Here is a 16,505-nt window from a genome sequence, read left to right as displayed (position 1 = left end):
CAAAGGTTCAGATCTTCTTGACCAGCACCTGGCTCTTGCGGTCCCAGTTGTACTTGCGCTTGCGGGCTTCGGGCAGCCAGTCGGGGTTGACCTGCTGGAAGCCGCGCTTCAGGAACCAGTGCATGGTGCGCGTGGTGAGCACGAAGATGCTTTCCAGGCCCATGGCCTTGGCGCGGTGCTCGATGCGCTTGAGGATGCGTTCGCCGTCGCCCTGCGATTGCGACTGGGGCGATACGGTCAGCGCGGCCATCTCGGCGGTCTTTGCCTCGGGGTAGGGGTAGAGTGCCGCGCAGCCGAAGATCACGCCGTCGTGCTCGATGACCGTGTAGTGGCCCACGTCGCGCTCGATCTCGGTGCGGTCGCGTTTGACCAGCGTGCCGTCGCGTTCGAAGGGCTCGATCAGCTGCAGGATGCCGCCGATGTCGTCGACCGTGGCTTCGCGCAGGCTCTCGAGCTTCTCGTCGATCACCATGGTGCCGACGCCGTCGTGCACGTACACCTCGAGCAGCAGCGCGCCGTCCAGGGCAAAGGGCAGGATGTGGTTGCGCTCCACGCCGCCCTTGCAGGCCTTCACGCAGTGCTGCAGGTAGAAGGCGGTGTCGGTGGGTTTCTGCGGTGGCGGCAGCGACGCCAGCAGCTTTTCGGCTGCAGCGAGCGGCAGCTCGGTGTCGATGGGGTTGTCTTCGCTCTCGGGCAATTCGCTGTCGATGCGGATGCCTGGAATCTCGGTCAGGAAGATCAGCTTGTCGGCCTGGATTGAAATGGCGACGCTGGTGGCCACTTCTTCCATCGTCAGGTTGAAGGCTTCCCCGGTGGGCGAGAAGCCGAAGGGCGACATCAGCACCATGGCGCCAAAATCGAGCGTGCGGCGGATGCCCGCGGCGTCGACCTTGCGCACCAGGCCCGAATGCTTGAAGTCCACGCCATCGACCACGCCCACGGGGCGGGCGGTGATGAAGTTGCCCGAAATCATGCGGACCGTCGAGCCGGCCATCGGCGTGTTCGGCAGGCCCTGGCTGAATGCGGCCTCGATCTCGTAGCGCAGCTGGCCGGCGGCTTCCTGGGCGGAGTCGAGCGCCACCTCGTCGGTGATGCGGATGCCATGCGAGTAGCGCGCCTCGTGCCCCTTGGCCGCGAGCTGCTCGTTGACCTGCGGGCGAAAGCCGTGCACCAGCACGATCTTGACGCCCATGCTCTGGATCAGCGCCAGGTCTTGCGCAATGTTCTGCAGCTTGCCCGCCGCGATCGCCTCACCTGCCAGGGCGACCACGAAAGTCTTGCCGCGGTGCGTGTGGATGTAGGGCGCGACCGAGCGGAACCAGGGCACGAAGGTGAAGTTGAAAACGGTGGACATGGAGCGTGATTGTGCATTCTTGATGGGCGTTTCGCGCGGGGCGGGCTGTCGCCCGCAGCAGCCGGCGTGTCGCAAGGCGTGCAACAGGGGTGGCGCGCACCGATAATCGACGGTTTGCCCGCCGCGCCTTCGCGAATCAGCTTTTCCCTTGACGACCACGACACCTTCCGCTCCCTTGCGCATCGACTTTCCCGAATCGCTTCCGGTCTCCGGCCGGCGCGACGAAATCATGGCCGCCATCGAGGCGCACCAGGTGGTGATCGTCTGCGGTGAAACCGGCTCGGGCAAAACCACGCAGTTGCCGAAGATCGCCCTGGCGCTCGGCCGCGGCAAGCTCAACGCGCCGCCGGGCAAGGGCCGGCTCATCGGCCACACGCAGCCGCGGCGCATTGCCGCAAGCTCGGTGGCCAAGCGCATTGCCGAAGAGTTGAAGACGCCGCTGGGCGACGTGGTCGGCTTCAAAGTGCGCTTCCAGGATCGGCTGAGCCGCGACGCCTCGGTCAAGCTCATGACCGACGGCATTCTGCTGGCCGAAACGCAGACCGATCCGCTGCTCAAGGCCTACGACACGCTGATCATCGACGAGGCGCACGAGCGCTCGCTGAACATCGACTTCCTTCTGGGCTACCTGCGCGAGATTCTTCCGCGCCGGCCCGACCTGAAGGTGATCGTGACCTCGGCCACCATCGATGCCGACCGGTTCGCCCAGCATTTCGCTTCGGCCAAGGGTCCTGCGCCGATCATCTATGTGTCAGGGCGCACCTTTCCAGTCGAGCAGCGCTACCGGCCCTTCGAGGAGTCGCGCGAGCATGACCTGAATGACGCCATTGCCGATGGCGTCGACGAACTCTGGCGCGATCCGCACAACGCGGGCGACATCCTCGTGTTTTTGCCCGGCGAGCGCGAAATCCGCGAGGCGGCCGACCATCTGCGCCGCCACCTGAGCCACCAGCCGCTCTTGCGCAATGCCGAGGTGCTGCCGCTGTTCGCGCGGCTGTCGGGGCCCGAGCAGGACCGCATCTTCGACGGCCACACGGGCCGGCGCATCGTGCTGGCCACCAACGTGGCGGAAACCTCGCTTACCGTGCCGGGCATCCGCTACGTGATCGACACCGGCACCGCGCGCGTCAAGCGCTACAGCTTCCGCAGCAAGGTCGAGCAGCTGCTGGTCGAACCGATCAGCCAGGCCGCGGCCAACCAGCGCGCCGGCCGTTGCGGCCGCGTGGCCAACGGCATCTGCATCCGGCTCTATGACGAGAAGGACTTCGAAGGCCGGCCGCGCTTCACCGATCCGGAAATCCTGCGTTCGTCGCTGGCGGGCGTGATTCTGCGGATGAAGTCGCTGCGCCTGGGCGACGTGGCGCGGTTCCCGTTTCTCGAGGCGCCTTCGCCGCGCGCCATTGCCGACGGCTACCAACTGCTCAACGAACTCGGCGCGGTCGACGATGCCAACGAGCTCACCGCCACGGGCGGCGAGCTCGCCAAGTTGCCGCTCGATCCGCGCGTGGGCCGCATGATCCTGGAGGCCCGCACGCGCGGCGCGCTCGAAGAAGTGCTGGTCATCGCGTCGGCCCTCAGCGTGCAGGACGTGCGCGACAGGCCGATGGACGCGCAGCAGCAAGCCGACCAGGCGCATTCGAAATTCGACGACGAGAAGAGCGAGTTCAGCGGCTACCTGCGCCTGTGGAAATGGATCGCCGATGCGCGCGGTGGCCACGGCGACACTCACAAGCTCAGCAACCGCCAGTACGAGCAGCTGCTGCGCCAGAACTTCATCAACATCCGCCGCGTGCGCGAATGGCGCGACATCCACTCGCAGCTGCTCACGGTCGTGACCGAGCACAAGTGGCGCATCAACGCCGAGCCGGCGGGCTATGAGCCGCTGCATCTCTCGATGCTTGCGGGCCTGCTCGGGAACGTCGGCTGGAAGCTCGAGGATGACGAGGCGTACCTCGGTGCGCGGGGCATCAAGTTCTACAAGCATCCCGGCGCGCATCTGAAGAAGAAGCCCGGCCGCTGGATCGTCGCGGCCGAGCTGGTCGAAACCACGCGGCTTTTCGGCCGCGGCATCGCCAACATCGAGCCGCAGTGGCTCGAGCAGGTGGCCGGCCATCTGCTGAAGAAGCAGTTGCTCGATCCGCACTGGGAGAAGAAGGGCGCGCAGGTGTCGGCGCTGGAGCGCGCAACGCTCTACGGCCTCGTGGTCTACAGCGGGCGCCGAGTCGATTTCACCAAGGTCGATCCGGTGGCTGCGCGCGAGATATTCATCCGCGAAGCGCTGGTCGGCGGGCAATGGGAGAGCAAGTTCCCGTTTCTCGTGGCCAACCGCAAGCTGGTGCGCGAGGTCGAAGGGCTGGAGCACAAGTCGCGCCGGCAAGACGTGCTGGTCGACGACGAGCTGATCTTCGCCTTCTACGACGCGCAGCTGCCCGCCGATGTGGCGAGCGGCATCACTTTCGAGAACTGGTACCGCCACGCCTCGAGGGAACAGCCGCGCCTGCTGTTCTTGACACGCGAAGAGCTGATGCGCCACCAGGCGGCCGGGATCACCACGCAGTCGTTCCCGTCCACGCTGCGGCTCGGCGGTGTCGACTGCGCGGCGAGCTATCTGCACGAGCCGGGCGATGCGAAGGACGGCCTCACGGCTAGCGTGCCGCTCTTCGTGCTCAACCAGGTAAGCGAAGAGCGCTGCGAATGGCTGGTGACGGGCATGCTCAAGGACAAGATCCAGGCGCTGCTCAAGAGCCTGCCGCAGCGCCCGCGCTCGCGGCTGGTGCCGCTGCCCGATTCGGCGGCAAAGCTCGCGGAAGAACTCTCGGCGCCCGAGGTGTTCGGCCACGGCTCGCTGACCGACGTGCTTCTCAAGCGTGTGCGCGATGCGACGAGCATCGATGTGAAGCGCGCGGATTTCAAGCTCGACATGCTGCCGCCGCACCTGTTCATGAATCTGCGCATCGTGGACGAGCATGGACGCCAGCTCGGCATGGGGCGCAACCTGGGCGCGCTCAAGGCGGAACTGGGCGCGCAGGCGCGAGGCGCCTTCCAGGCGCTGGCCGGGCTCAACGTCAAGGCTTCCGCCGACCGCAAACCGGCCGAAGCCGCCGAAGGACAGGCGCAGGCCAAGGGCCGTGTCGCCGCGCCGGCCCCCGCCGCGCCCAGCCTGCCCGCGGGCCAGCGCTACACGAGCTGGAGCTTCGGCGAGCTGCCCGAGCTGATGGAAGTGCGCCGTGGCGCGCAGTCGCTCATCGGATTTCCGGCTCTGCGGGACGAAGGCGATGCCGTCACCATCGAGGTGTTCGACGAGCCGGCCGTGGCCGCCGCGAAGCACCGCGCTGGGCTGCGCCGCTTGTTTGCGCTGCAGCTGAAAGACGCGCTCAAGTACCTCGAGAAGAACATCCCCGATCTGCAGAAGATGGCGGTGGCCTACATGCCGCTCGGCACCTCCGAGGAGTTGCGCACGCAGATCATCGACGTGGCCATCGATAGAGCCTTTCTGCAAGAGCCGCTGCCTACAGATGAATTCGCCTTCAAGCGCCGCCTCGAAGAAGGCCGGGGCCGGCTCACCTTGATTGCCAACGAGGTGGCGCGGCTGGCATCGGTCATCCTCGTCGAGTACGCCGCCGCGGCGCGCAAAATCAAGGACACCAAGATCCAGCCCGAGGCCGTGCAGGACGCCGCGCAGCAATTGCAGCGCCTGGTCGGCAAGCGCTTCATCGCGGACACGCCGTGGACGCAGCTGCAGCATTTCGCGCGCTATCTCAAGGCCATCGTGCTGCGGCTCGACAAGCTGCGCGCCGATCCCGCGCGCGATGCCGCCAAGCTGGCGGAGCTTCGGCCGCAGGAGCAACGCTACTGGCGGCTGGTGGCGGAGCGCAAGGGTGCGGTGGACGATCGCATGCTCGAATTCCGCTGGCTGCTCGAAGAGCTTCGCGTGAGCTTCTTCGCGCAGGAGCTGCGCACGCCGCAACCGGTCAGCATCAAGCGGCTGGACAAAGCCTGGGCCCAACTGCAGGCCTGACCCCGGCAGACGGGCGAAAAAAAGCCCGCTTGCCGCGGGCTTCTTTCAGGTGCGCGAAATGTCCGGAAGCTTCATATGCGTCCCATGAGCACCAGGATGATGACGATCAGCAAGACCAGGCCCAGACCGCCGCTGGGCCAGTAGCCCCAGCCCCGGCTGTAGCCCCAGCTCGGCAATGCGCCTATCAGCAGCAGGATCAGAACGATCAGCAGAATGAACGAGAGGGACATGCTTATCTCCTGGACGTTGTTGTTACGAGCATTCATGCTCGCCGTCCAATCTCGAAGAACACGCCGGAAAGCCGCTCCTTCGGCGGTCAGGACTATCCTACCGGCGGCGTCGGCTTTATAGCCGTGCCAGACGGTCCAGGGCCGCAAGCAGCGTCTCGTCCTTCTTGGCGAAGCAGAAACGCACCACGCGCTGGTCGAAGCCGTTGCCATAGAAAGCCGACAGCGGAATGGCGGCCACGCCGATCTCGCGGGTCAGCCACAGGCAGAAGTCGGCCTCCGAAAGCTCGCTGACCGCGGAGATGTCGACGCACTGAAAGTAGCTGCCCTCGCTGCGCAACAGCTTGAAGCGGGTCTTTTCGGCCAGGCCGGTGGCGAACAGGTCGCGCTTGCGCTGGTAGAAGGCCGGCAGTTCCAGATAAGGCCCCGGTTCGGCCATGTACTGCGCGAGCGCATGTTGCATGGGCGTGTTGACGGTGAACACGTTGAACTGGTGCACCTTGCGGAATTCGGCCATGAGCGGTGCCGGCGCCGCCACGAAGCCCACTTTCCATCCGGTGACGTGGTAAGTCTTGCCGAAGCTGCTCACGATGAAGCTGCGCGCGGCCAGGCCCGGAAAGCGCGCCACGCTTTCGTGCTGCGCACCGTCGTAGACCATGTGCTCGTAGACCTCGTCGGCAATCACCAGCACTTCGGTCGGGGCGAGCAGCTCTTCGAGCTTGCGCATCTCGGCAGCGGTCCACACCGTGGCGCTGGGGTTGTGCGGCGTGTTGACGATGATCGCGCGCGTGCGCGGCGAGAGCGCCGCGGCAATCTTGTCGAAGTCGGGCCGGAAGGTGCCGGGCACGAGCGGCACGCGCACCACGCTGCCGCCGGCGAGCTCGATGTTGGGTACGTAGCTGTCGTAGCAGGGCTCGAGAACGATCACCTCGTCGCCCGCGCGCACCACCGCGAGGATCGCCGTGATGATTGCCTGCGTGGCGCCTGCGGTCACCGTGATCTCGTCGGCGGCGCTGTAGCCGTGGCCGTAGAGCGCGGCGATCTTGCCGGCAATCGCCTGGCGCAGCGCCGGAATGCCGGGCATCGGCGGGTACTGGTTGTGGCCCGCGGCCATGGCGGCCGTCACGTCTTCGAGCAGCTTCGGGTCGCAGTTGAAATCGGGAAAGCCCTGGCCGAGATTCACCGCGTTCTTCTCTGCCGCCAGCGCGGACATCACGGTGAAGATGGTGGTGCCGACGGCGGGCAGCTTGGTGCCGATGGCCGGTGTGCGGGGAGAAGAATTAGCGGTGCTCATGGTCGTGATCGGAGGAAGCTGGGGGCTGGATCTCAGAGTTCGTAGTCTTGCTGATGGCCGCTCAGGGCCTTGGCGATCAGGTTGCGGTCGAGCCGGTCGGACAGCAGCTCGGCGAACTTGAACACGAAGTTGCGCAGGTACGCGCTGCGCTTGAACGCCACGCGTGCGATGTTCTGGCCGAACACATGGCCCATGGGCCGCACCACGAGGTCGGCATTCGACTCGTCGCGCACCGCCATTTCGGCCACGATGCCTACGCCCAGGCCAAGGCGCACATAGGTCTTGATCACGTCGGAGTCGATGGCTTCGAGCGCGATGCGCGGCGTGAGCTTCTTCTGCGCAAAGGCGTGGTCGATGCGCGTGCGGCCAGTGAAAGACGGGTGGTAGGTGATGATGGGTTCGTGCGCCAGGTCTTCGAGCGAGATGCGCTCCTTGGCGGCCAGCGGATGGTCCTTGGGAAGCACCAGCACGTGCTGCCATTCGTAGCAGGGCAGCGTCACCAGCTCGGTGTAGTCGGCCAGGGATTCGGTGGCAATGCCGACCTCGGCGATCTCGTCGATCACCATGCGCGCCACCTGGTCGGGCGAGCCCTGGTGCAGGCTCACGTTGACCTTCGGGTAGGCCTCGCGCAACCTGGCCACGGGCACCGGCAGCACGTAGCGTGCCTGGGTGTGCGTGGTGGCAATGGAAAGGGTGCCGCTGTCCTGTGCGCTGAACTGCTCGCCGATGCGCTTGAGGTTGCCAACCTCGCGCATGATCAGTTCGATGCTGGCGATGACGTGCTGGCCCGGTTCCGTGACACGCTTGAGGCGCTTGCCATGGCGGGCAAAGATCTCGACGCCGAGTTCTTCCTCCAGCTCGATGATGGCTTTCGACACCCCCGGCTGCGAAGTGTGGAGCGCCTTGGCCGCTTCCGTGAGGTTCAGGTTGCGCCGCACGGCTTCCTGAACAAACTTGAACTGGTGCAGATTCATATCAAATTCCGTCTTATTACGGAATTCATTATGCCTTCGGAGTCTATGGAAATAGCGGCGAATTCAAGATTTGCTTGCAATTCTGGCCAGGAGCTCAACCAGTTCGGGCTCCTCGCCGACGATGTTGGCCAGCTGGAATTCAATCTGCGGCCAAGTGCCGCGCAATGCGTCGAGCTGCAGCGGCAGGTCTTCACGGGCATGTTTTCCCATGCCAAGGAAGAGCGGAATCACCCTGAGCGAACGGGCGCCGCTGGCAATCAAGGCCGCCGCCGCGGTGCGCAGGTCGGGGGCGGCGAGTTCCATGTAGGCGCAAACCACGCGTGCCTGCGGGTCGAGCGCCGTGACGCGCGCGGCCACGGCCTCTATCGGCGCGCGCCAGCGCTCGTCGCGCGAACCGTGGGCCAAGAGGATGATGCCCCTCGCTTTTTCGGCTGCCATCTGTGGTTTTTCTTCTCTTCTATCTTCGAAGCACCAGCCAGCTGAACGCGGCAAGCGACATGACCGAGTAGATGAGCCCCGGCGCCGCGGCCGTCAGCCATGGCGACCAGTTGCTCAGGTTGCCGAGGTAGCCGAACACGTTGTTCAGCAAGAAGAAACTGATGCCGATCATCACGCCGCCGAACACGTAGGTGGTGATGCCGGCCTGGCGGAAGTGCAGATAGGCGAAGGGCAGGGCGAGCACCACCATCACCAGGCACGAGAGCGGGTAGAAGACCTTGCGCCAGAACTGGATCTCGTAGCGCTGCGCGGTCTGGCCGTTGGCGTCGAGGTGGCGGATGTAGTCGAACAGGTCGATGGTGCCCATGCGGTCGGGCCGCAGCAGCGCCACCGACACCATTTCGGCCGTGAGCGTGGTCGGCCAGTCGAGCTGCGGCACCTTGGTGGTGGCGATGTGGGCCTTGTCCGCGGCGCTGCGCGTGTCGTAGTCCTGCAGTTCGACATCCGACAGCGCCCAGTGGTCGTCGTAGATGCGCGCCGAAGACGCGACGAGCTGCTTGCGCACGTAGCCGTTGGCGTCGAACTCGAAGATGCGCGCGTTCTTCAGCGAGCCATCGCGCGCGATGGACAGCACGTTGACCGCATAGGACACGTTCTCGCGCTTCTCCTTGAGCCAGGCCCCCGTATTGCCCACCAGCGAATACGAGCCCTGGTAGCGCGACTTGAGGAGCTGCCCCGTGCGCTCGGAGACCGGCGCGATGTAGTCGCCGATGGCAAAAGTCAACACGACGAAACCCACGCCGAGCAGCAGCAGGGTGCGCAGGGCGCGCCAAGGGCCCAGGCCGCTGGTGCGAAGAATGGTGTACTCGGAGCTTTGTGCAAGGCGCGCCATCACGAAGATGCAGCCGATCAGCACCGTGATCGGGAGCAGTTCGTACAAGTGGCTCGGAATCAGCAGGGTCACGTAGATCAGTGCCTGCGCAGGACCGTAAGCCAGGCTTTCAGGCTTGCCGATGGACTGCAGTTCGTCGACGAAGTCGAAGAAGAAAAACAGGCTCAGGAAGCCGAGCGTCACGAAAGCCACGGCCTTCAGTGCCTCGACATAGATCAGGCGTCGGATTGTTTTCACGAGGTCGGGTCGATTTTCGCAGGCTGGGAGGGCAGGCCGCCGATGATGACGTGCTCGGTCTTGCGCCGTCGGCCCCAATTGTTGTTGCGCAGAATCAGCCACGCGACGCCGATCAGCAAGACGCCGCCGTGCAGCAGCAGCATGAAGGAGCCCATGCCGAAGCGGCCGGAGCTGATCCAGCTCTGGCCGAGGTTGAGCATGTTGTAGTAGACGACGAAGGCGAACAGTGCGAAGAGCAAGTTGCCGCTGCGTCCCACGCGCGGATTGACGCTCGACACGGTCAATGCGAGCAGCACGAAGTTGATGCCGGCCAGCAGCATGCCGATGCGCCAGGCCAGTTCTCCGCGGCTTGCGTCGCCGGGCTCCCGCAGGAGCTGAAGCGTCGGCTTGGCGCGCGCCGGGGTGGTGTCGCCTGCCAGGGCCGCGTTGCCGCCGGCGCGGGTGCCGTAGGTTTCGAACTCGCTGATCTTGAGGCCCGCGGTGGGCAGCATCGGGCGTTCGAGCCGCTGGCCATTGCTCAGCATCAGGTAGCGGTTCTCGCCGATGTTCTCGATGCGGCCGCTGCGCGCCGACGTCGTGATCTGGAGCCCGCGCTCGACGGCCCAGATAAACACGTTGGTCGCTGTGGCGCCGTCAGGCGTGTCCTTGTCGATGAAGAAGACGCGCATGCGCCCGGAGGATTCGCGGAACTCGCCCGGCGTGACACGTTCGATGTCACTGCGCCTTTCGTACTGCGCACGCATGCCGATGGTCTGCGAGTTGGCCCAGGGCCAGCCCACCAGCGCCATGACCGCGATCAGCGCGAGCACGGGCCAGGCAAAGCGGAACAGCGGCTCGACGAAATCGGCCAGGCCGCGCCCGCTGGAAAACCAGATCACCATTTCGCTGTCGCGGTACATGCGCGACAAGGTGCCGACAATGGCGATGAAGAGGCTCAGGCTCAGGATGGTCGGCATGTAGCCGAGCACCGTGTACGTCATCACCAGGAACACTTCGGACGGGTTCACGCTGCCCTTGGAGGCGAGCCCGAGCGTGCGGATGAGCATCATGGTCATCACGATGGTGACCAGGACGACGAGGGTCGCTCCGAAGCTGCGTGACAGCTCCTTGCGTAAGGAAGAATGGAATAACATCGTTCGAGGAAAAAAAGGATTATGGACTTTCAGCTCAAGACCCTCACCGTTGCCCGCGCGGCAGCCGAAAAATCCGACGTACTGATCGTGCTCGTCGGCAGCGCATCCCTCACCGCCAAGGACCCGCTTTCCGCACTGATTGCCAGCGCCCGCAAGGCCGGCGACCTGCCCGACAAGGCCGGCAAACTGCTCGCGCTCTACCACCCCGACGAGGTGGTGGCCTCGCGTGTCGTACTGGCCGCCATCGGCGACGGCAAGCCCGCGTCGGTGCGCAGCGGCGTCATCGCGGCGGTCAACGCAGCCAAGGCCTACGGGCCCAAGCGCGTGGTCATGGCCTTCGCGCAAGAGGCCGATGGCGCCGCCGTGAGCTGCGCCGTGGCCGCCGCCGCCGACGCCAGCTACGTCTACACCACGACCAAGGCGAAGACCTCGAACGGCGAGAACGGGCGCACCATCCGCAACCTGACGATCGGGGTGGCCGACGCCGCGGCAGTGGGCAAGGCCTTCGACGAAGCCCGCGCCACGGTGTCCGGCATCGAGCTTGCAAAAGAGTGGGGCAACCGCCCCGGCAACTATTGCACGCCCACCCTGCTGGCGGAGGCGGCCCAGGGCCTGGCCAAGCTGCCACGCATCAAGTGCGAGGTGCTCGGCCCCAAGGAGGTGCAGAAGCTCGGCATGGGCTCGTTCGCCGCCGTGGCGCAAGGCTCCGCCGAACCGCTGCGTTTCATCGTGCTGCGCTACCAGGGCGGCCCCAAGGACCAGGCGCCCGTGGTGCTGGTCGGCAAGGGCATCACCTTCGACACTGGCGGTGTCTCGCTCAAGCCGGCCGCCGAAATGGACGAGATGAAGTTCGACATGTGCGGCGCGGCCAGCGTGCTGGGCACCTTCCGCGCGCTCGGAGAAATCCAGCCGGCCATCAACGTGGTGGGCCTCGTGCCTACGTGCGAGAACATGAACGACGGCCGAGCAATCAAGCCCGGCGACGTGGTTACCAGCATGAGCGGCCAGACCATCGAGGTGCTCAACACCGACGCCGAGGGCCGGCTCATCCTGTGCGATGCCCTCACATACGCCAAGCGGTTCGAGCCGGTCGCCGTGATCGACATCGCCACGCTCACCGGTGCATGCGTGGTGGCACTGGGCGGCGTGCGCAGCGGCCTCTTCACCACCGACGAAACCCTCGCTGCGGCGCTCCAGGCGGCCGGCGAAGAATCGCAAGACCGCTGCTGGCGCCTGCCCCTGGACGACGAATATGCCGATGGCCTGAAGAGCAACTTTGCCGATGTTGCCAACGTGGCGGGCCGTGCCGGCGGCGCCATCACAGCGGCCAAGTTTTTGCAGCGTTTTGCCGGCGACTTCGCCTGGGCGCACCTGGACATCGCCGGCACGGCCTGGAAGAGCGGGGCGGCCAAGGGCTCGACCGGACGGCCCGTGGGGCTGCTGGTGTCCTACCTGATGGAACGCGCACGCAGCGGCACCGCCAAGGCGACTGCCCCATCGAAGGCCGTTCGCAAGAGCGCCGGTTCGGCCGCCCGAAAGGTCCGGTCCGCGCAGTGACGGAAATCGGCTTTCATTTCAATACGCCGGACAAGGTGAACTACGCCTGCCGGCTGGTTCGAAAGGCCGTGAACGCGCGCGGGCTGCGCGTGGTCGTGGTGGGCGAGGTGCAGGCGCTCGAGGCGGTGGATGCCGCGCTCTGGCAGCTCTTGCCCTCCGACTTCATTGCCCATTGCCGCGCTGACGCACAGCCTCATGTGGTGGCCCGCTCGCCGGTCATTCTTTCGGCCGAGGGCGCGGAGGCCGTATCGCTGCCGCACCGCGAAATGCTCGTGAACCTGGGGGCCGAGGTCCCGGCGGGTTTCGAGCGCTTCGAACGGCTGATCGACATCGTGAGCGACGAGGCCACAGACCGGCAGATCGGCAGATCGCGTTGGCGCCACTATGCCGACCGCGGCTACACCATCCAGCCGCACGACTTTGCAAGGAGCGCTTCCTGATGGCCAGCACGCTGCGTACACCGCCCCGGTTCGTCCCCACCCTGACCACGGTGCTCGACCTGCCGGCCGAGGCTGTGGGCACCGAGCCGGCGAGCCCTGCGGCCGCGCCGGCCCCGCCCGTCGACCCCGCCGAAGCCGTTGCGCTGCCGCCGGCCGAGCAGCGCTCCGAGGCCGAAATCGTCCGCCTCGAAGAGCAACTCCTGCACCGCGTGCTGCAGCGCGTCGACCTGTCTTTGGAGGAGCGTTTGAGCGACACGGTCTCGGCCGCCGTGCAGCAGCAGCTCGATGCCATGGTGCCTCGGCTGCGCGAAGAAATCGAGGCTGTATTGCGGGCTTTGGTGATCGAGGCAATGGCCGCCGAGCTCTCCGAAAACACAGGGTCTACGCCAGCTTCCGGAGCGTAAAGCTTCAGCTAAACTGCGCGCCAGGTCGGTGGGGCGGGAGGGTGCCGCTGGTCTGCGGCGCGAAACTTGCGAGGTTTGCGCGCCCGGATCACACGACCGGTTCTTAGTTTATTTATCAATGTTCTGGAGGTTCTCATGCAATTGAAATGGACTGCGGTCGCACTGGCTGCTCTCACGCTTGTGGCTTGCGGCAAGAAAGAAGAAGCTGCTGCACCGGCCGCCCCGGCGCCCACGGCAGCGGCCCCCGCACCTGCAGCGCCTCCGGCAAGCACGCTGGTCGTCAAGATCGGCCACGTGGGTCCCACCAGCGGTGCCATTGCCCACCTTGGCAAGGACAACGAGCTCGGCGCCAAGATGGCCATCGAAGACCTGAACGCCAAGGGCCTCAAGATCGGTGACAAGGTTGCCAAGTTCGAACTGCTCGCAGAAGACGACGCCGGCGATCCGAAGCAAGGCACGGCAGTGGCCCAGAAGCTGGTCGACAGCAAGGTCAACGGCATCGTCGGCCACCTGAACTCGGGCACCACGATTCCCGCCTCCAAGCTCTACAGCGACGCCGGCATTCCGCAGATCTCGCCTTCGGCAACGAATCCCAAGTACACACGTCAAGGCTTCAAGACCGCGTTCCGCGTGGTGGCTGACGACACGCAACTCGGCGGCACGCTGGGCAAGTACGCCGTCGAAACGCTCAAGGGCAAGAACATTGCCGTGATCGACGACCGCACGGCCTATGGCCAGGGCGTTGCCGAAGAGTTCGAAAAGGCGGCAAAGGCTGCCGGCGGCACCATCGTCGGCCACGAGTTCACGACCGACAAGTCGACCGACTTCAACGCCATCCTGACCAAGCTCAAGTCTGCCAAGCCCGACGTGCTGTTCTTCGGCGGCATGGACGCCGTTGGCGGCCCGATGCTCAAGCAGGTCAAGCAACTCGGCCTGAACGTCAAGTTCATGGGCGGCGACGGCCTGTGCACCGGCGAACTGCCCAAGCTGGCTGGCGATGCCATCGGCGAAGAGATGGTGGTTTGCGCCGAAGCCGGCGGTGTCGATGGCGACTTCAAGCAGCCGCTGGAAGACTTCAAGGCCAAGTTCAAGACCAAGAACGGCGTGGACGTCCAGATCTATGCACCGTACGTCTACGACGCGGTCAACGTTCTGGCCGAAGCCATGGTCAAGGCCGGTTCCTCCGAACCTGAAAAGTACCTGCCGGAAATCGGCAAGTTGCAATACAAGGGCGTGACCGGCCCGATCGCCTTCGACGAAAAGGGCGACATCAAGAACGGCGCGCTGACGCTCTTCACCTACAAGGGTGGCGTGCGTACGCAGATCGCCGTGGTGCGCTGATCGGTTTCATTGCAAACCGCTGCGCCTTGGCGCAAAAAGAAAAGGGCCTTCGGGCCCTTTTTTCTTGGCTGGCGGCAACCGGCGTCAGTTCAATCTGGCAAAGCCCGAAGGCCGGTCGGTGTTGCAGTAGTCGATGAAGGCGTCGAGGTCGCGCGACTTGTCGAAGACCGCGTCCGCGCCCAGTGCCTCGCAACGCGCCCGGATGTCGGCTGTCACGTAGTTGCTCAGCACCACGACGCGCTGGCCGGGGCCGCGTGTCTTGCAGCCCGAGAGTACGCCCAGACCGGAGCCTTCTTTCAGGAACAGGTCGACGATGAGCAACTGCCAGTCATGGGGGTGAGAAGCGAGCCAGGCGAGCGCATCGGATTCCGTTTCGGCGAAGCCGACGACCTGGCCATTGACCAGATCTTCGAGTGCTGGGACCAGGTTGTCCCTGATGGTCTTGTTGTCCTCGACGAGGAACGTGATGAGGGCCATGCCGTGGTTTCGCTTTGAGAACCAATAGCGTAGCGTGCCGGATGCGTCCGCAGCGTAGGAGAAGGGATAAGGAGCGAGCCGTACCGCCTGGAAAGACCGTGGAGACGATCAGTCCGCTGCGTCGGATTGGATCCTTGCCTTGAGTTCTTCGGCCTCTGCCTGGCTTTCATCGCGTTGGGCGGTGATCTCGAGGCGCTTCTCGATTTCCTCGCTCAAGGCGGCGTTGACCTCGGCCAATGTCTCGGCCGACTTGGCCAGCTTTTCTTCAAGCTGGCTGGTGTGCTCGATGGCCTGGGCCACTTCGCCCACCTGGATTTCCTCCGGCAGCTCCTGTTCGAGGACCGTGCTCACGACTGCAAGGTTGTCCGACGCCCGCTGCACATCGGCGGCAACCGCTTCGGTCTTCTCCAATGTCTGTTCGAGCGACGTATCGCCAGTTGGGGTGGGTTGTGGTTGTCCGGCCATCCGGGCTCCTTTGCAGGCGTGAAAGTAAGACTTTGGATCGTACCGCCAGTTGAGGCGGCGGGGCAGTCGGATGCGCGTTGCCAAGGCGCAACGAGCCGACAAAAAAGCCCAGGATGCTGGAAGGCATCCTGGGCTTTTTATTCTGGCTCTCATGTTCGTGAACGGTTACGAACAATCAATCTCTGGCGGAGCAGGCGGGATTCGAACCCGCGGAGGGCTATTAACCCTCACACGCTTTCCAGGCGTGCGACTTAAACCGCTCATCCACCGCTCCTGAGCCTTCGATTGTAGCAGTCGCTCAGGCCGGATTCGATGGCTTGCCGGCCTGGACCATGCGCATGGCCGACGCGATGAGGGCGGCGGTTTCTGTCATGTTGCTTGGCACGATCAGCGTGGTCTTGGAATCGGCCGCAACCTTGCCGTAGGCATCGACCGCGCGCTCGGCCACCTTGAGCTGCACGGCCTGCTCGCCGCCGGGCTGGCGGATGGCCGCCGCCACCCGCTCGATGGCGTCGGCCGTGGCGGTGGCCACGGCGGTGATGGCAGCGGCCTCGCCCTGGGCGTTGTTGATCTGGGCTTGCTTCTCGCCCTCGGAGCGCGCAATGAAGGCTTCGCGCTCGCCGGTGGCGATGTTGATCTGTTCCTGGCGCCGGCCTTCAGAGGCGGCGATCAGCGCGCGCTTGCCGCGCTCGGCGGTGATCTGCGCCTGCATGGCCAGCAAAATTTCCTTGGGCGGGGTCAGGTCCTTGATTTCATAGCGCAGCACCTTCACGCCCCAGTTGAGCGCCGCCTCGTCGATGGCCGCAACCACCTGGGCGTTGATGACGTCGCGCTCCTCGAAGGTCTTGTCGAGCTCGAGCTTGCCGATCACGCTGCGCAGCGACGTTTGCGCCAGCTGCGTCACGGCCACGATGTAGTTCGACGAGCCGTAGCTCGCGCGCATCGGATCGGTCACTTGAAAGTACAGGATGCCGTCGACCTGCAGCTGGGTGTTGTCACGCGTGATGCAGATCTGGCTCGGCACATCGAGCGGGATTTCCTTCAGGCTGTGCTTGTAGGCGACCTTGTCGATGAACGGGATCAGAAAGTTGGGCCCCGGCGTCATGGTGCTGTGGTACTTGCCCAGGCGCTCGCGCACCCAGGCGTTCTGCTGCGGCACGAACTTGACCGACTGGCTGATGACGATGACCGCGATGACCAGGATGATGATGGGAACTGAAAATTCCATGATGTGTTTCTCCTCTTGAGTTCTGA

15 protein-coding genes and 1 tRNA gene are annotated in these 16,505 nt (G+C 65.0%); 5 read left to right on the top strand and 11 right to left on the bottom strand.

Features of this window, described 5'->3' with window-relative positions; genetic code table 11:
• Positions 1 to 7: 7 nt before the first annotated feature.
• Entirely contained in the window at positions 8 to 1,354 is a 1,347-nt protein-coding gene (gene argA, locus BLR24_RS25890) for an amino-acid N-acetyltransferase (protein ID WP_093022765.1), read from the bottom strand.
• Between the two features lie 148 nt (positions 1,355 to 1,502).
• Between argA and hrpA the strand changes: the two genes are divergently transcribed.
• Positions 1,503 to 5,372, top strand: a complete 3,870-nt coding sequence (gene hrpA, locus BLR24_RS25885; protein WP_093022762.1) for an ATP-dependent RNA helicase HrpA — start codon at positions 1,503 to 1,505, stop codon at positions 5,370 to 5,372.
• 71 nt (positions 5,373 to 5,443) lie between these two features.
• On the opposite strand, the gene BLR24_RS25880 is transcribed toward hrpA, so the two are convergent.
• The 6 genes from BLR24_RS25880 to lptF form a co-directional block, all read right to left on the bottom strand.
• Entirely contained in the window at positions 5,444 to 5,602 is a 159-nt protein-coding gene (locus BLR24_RS25880) for a DUF3309 family protein (RefSeq protein WP_093022894.1), read from the bottom strand.
• Positions 5,603 to 5,717: 115 nt separating this feature from the next.
• Positions 5,718 to 6,893, bottom strand: coding sequence for a pyridoxal phosphate-dependent aminotransferase (locus BLR24_RS25875; RefSeq protein WP_093022759.1), 1,176 nt, complete (start codon positions 6,891 to 6,893; stop codon positions 5,718 to 5,720).
• 32 nt (positions 6,894 to 6,925) lie between these two features.
• Positions 6,926 to 7,867 carry a CysB family HTH-type transcriptional regulator gene (locus BLR24_RS25870; RefSeq protein ID WP_093022756.1) on the bottom strand — a complete coding sequence of 314 codons (942 nt, stop codon included), beginning with the start codon at positions 7,865 to 7,867 and terminating at the stop codon, positions 6,926 to 6,928.
• A gap of 63 nt (positions 7,868 to 7,930) precedes the next feature.
• Positions 7,931 to 8,305 carry a sirohydrochlorin chelatase gene (locus tag BLR24_RS25865; RefSeq protein ID WP_093022753.1) on the bottom strand — a complete coding sequence of 125 codons (375 nt, stop codon included), beginning with the start codon at positions 8,303 to 8,305 and terminating at the stop codon, positions 7,931 to 7,933.
• Between the two features lie 19 nt (positions 8,306 to 8,324).
• On the bottom strand, positions 8,325 to 9,434 hold the full coding sequence (gene lptG / locus BLR24_RS25860; protein WP_093022750.1) for an LPS export ABC transporter permease LptG: 1,110 nt from the start codon (positions 9,432 to 9,434) through the stop codon (positions 8,325 to 8,327).
• A complete protein-coding gene (gene lptF, locus BLR24_RS25855; RefSeq protein WP_093022747.1) occupies positions 9,431 to 10,567 on the bottom strand; it encodes an LPS export ABC transporter permease LptF in 1,137 nt (378 codons plus the stop codon). The genes lptG and lptF overlap by 4 nt, the downstream gene beginning before the upstream one ends.
• 21 nt (positions 10,568 to 10,588) lie before the next feature.
• Here lptF and BLR24_RS25850 point away from each other — a divergent pair, with 21 nt between their 5' ends.
• The 4 genes from BLR24_RS25850 to BLR24_RS25835 all read left to right on the top strand — a co-directional run bounded on the left by BLR24_RS25850 (position 10,589) and on the right by BLR24_RS25835 (position 14,309).
• On the top strand, positions 10,589 to 12,124 hold the full coding sequence (locus BLR24_RS25850; protein ID WP_093022744.1) for a leucyl aminopeptidase: 1,536 nt from the start codon (positions 10,589 to 10,591) through the stop codon (positions 12,122 to 12,124).
• Positions 12,121 to 12,564 (top strand): DNA polymerase III subunit chi, encoded by a 444-nt coding sequence (locus BLR24_RS25845; protein WP_093022741.1) that lies wholly within the window; start codon positions 12,121 to 12,123, stop codon positions 12,562 to 12,564. The genes BLR24_RS25850 and BLR24_RS25845 overlap by 4 nt, the downstream gene beginning before the upstream one ends.
• The gene (locus tag BLR24_RS25840) at positions 12,564 to 12,968 is read left to right on the top strand and encodes a hypothetical protein (RefSeq protein ID WP_093022737.1); all 405 of its coding nucleotides are present in this window, start codon (positions 12,564 to 12,566) and stop codon (positions 12,966 to 12,968) included. The genes BLR24_RS25845 and BLR24_RS25840 overlap by 1 nt, the downstream gene beginning before the upstream one ends.
• 135 nt (positions 12,969 to 13,103) lie before the next feature.
• A complete protein-coding gene (locus BLR24_RS25835; protein ID WP_093022735.1) occupies positions 13,104 to 14,309 on the top strand; it encodes a branched-chain amino acid ABC transporter substrate-binding protein in 1,206 nt (401 codons plus the stop codon).
• An 84-nt stretch (positions 14,310 to 14,393) separates the two neighbouring features.
• Here the strand turns inward: BLR24_RS25835 and BLR24_RS25830 are convergent, their stop codons facing one another.
• The 4 genes from BLR24_RS25830 to BLR24_RS25815 all read right to left on the bottom strand — a co-directional run bounded on the left by BLR24_RS25830 (position 14,394) and on the right by BLR24_RS25815 (position 16,479).
• Positions 14,394 to 14,786, bottom strand: coding sequence for a response regulator (locus tag BLR24_RS25830; RefSeq protein WP_093022732.1), 393 nt, complete (start codon positions 14,784 to 14,786; stop codon positions 14,394 to 14,396).
• A 108-nt stretch (positions 14,787 to 14,894) separates the two neighbouring features.
• The gene (locus BLR24_RS25825; RefSeq protein ID WP_254787574.1) at positions 14,895 to 15,335 is read right to left on the bottom strand and encodes a hypothetical protein; all 441 of its coding nucleotides are present in this window, start codon (positions 15,333 to 15,335) and stop codon (positions 14,895 to 14,897) included.
• 99 nt (positions 15,336 to 15,434) lie between these two features.
• Positions 15,435 to 15,525: transfer RNA gene (locus BLR24_RS25820), tRNA-Ser, on the bottom strand.
• Between the two features lie 24 nt (positions 15,526 to 15,549).
• Entirely contained in the window at positions 15,550 to 16,479 is a 930-nt protein-coding gene (locus BLR24_RS25815) for an SPFH domain-containing protein (protein WP_093022727.1), read from the bottom strand.
• Between the last annotated feature and the right edge of the window lie 26 nt (positions 16,480 to 16,505).

The organism is Variovorax sp. OV700 (genome assembly GCF_900099805.1).
Lineage (GTDB): Bacteria > Pseudomonadota > Gammaproteobacteria > Burkholderiales > Burkholderiaceae_C > Variovorax.
The sequence above is the reverse complement of the archived record's forward strand: the minus strand, read 5'-3'. Positions and strand labels throughout refer to the sequence as shown.

Bases quoted from the DNA above. Each gene is read 5' to 3' on its own strand.
- argA (WP_093022765.1), bottom strand. From the start codon at position 1,354: ATGTCCACCGTTTTCAACTTCACCTTCGTGCCCTGGTTCCGCTCGGTC.
- BLR24_RS25880 (WP_093022894.1), bottom strand. From the start codon at position 5,602: ATGTCCCTCTCGTTCATTCTGCTGATCGTTCTGATCCTGCTGCTGATA.
- BLR24_RS25875 (WP_093022759.1), bottom strand. From the start codon at position 6,893: ATGAGCACCGCTAATTCTTCTCCCCGCACACCGGCCATCGGCACCAAG.
- BLR24_RS25870 (WP_093022756.1), bottom strand. From the start codon at position 7,867: ATGAATCTGCACCAGTTCAAGTTTGTTCAGGAAGCCGTGCGGCGCAAC.
- BLR24_RS25865 (WP_093022753.1), bottom strand. From the start codon at position 8,305: ATGGCAGCCGAAAAAGCGAGGGGCATCATCCTCTTGGCCCACGGTTCG.
- lptF (WP_093022747.1), bottom strand. From the start codon at position 10,567: ATGTTATTCCATTCTTCCTTACGCAAGGAGCTGTCACGCAGCTTCGGA.
- BLR24_RS25850 (WP_093022744.1), top strand. From the start codon at position 10,589: ATGGACTTTCAGCTCAAGACCCTCACCGTTGCCCGCGCGGCAGCCGAA.
- BLR24_RS25840 (WP_093022737.1), top strand. From the start codon at position 12,564: ATGGCCAGCACGCTGCGTACACCGCCCCGGTTCGTCCCCACCCTGACC.
- BLR24_RS25835 (WP_093022735.1), top strand. From the start codon at position 13,104: ATGCAATTGAAATGGACTGCGGTCGCACTGGCTGCTCTCACGCTTGTG.
- BLR24_RS25830 (WP_093022732.1), bottom strand. From the start codon at position 14,786: ATGGCCCTCATCACGTTCCTCGTCGAGGACAACAAGACCATCAGGGAC.
- BLR24_RS25815 (WP_093022727.1), bottom strand. From the start codon at position 16,479: ATGGAATTTTCAGTTCCCATCATCATCCTGGTCATCGCGGTCATCGTC.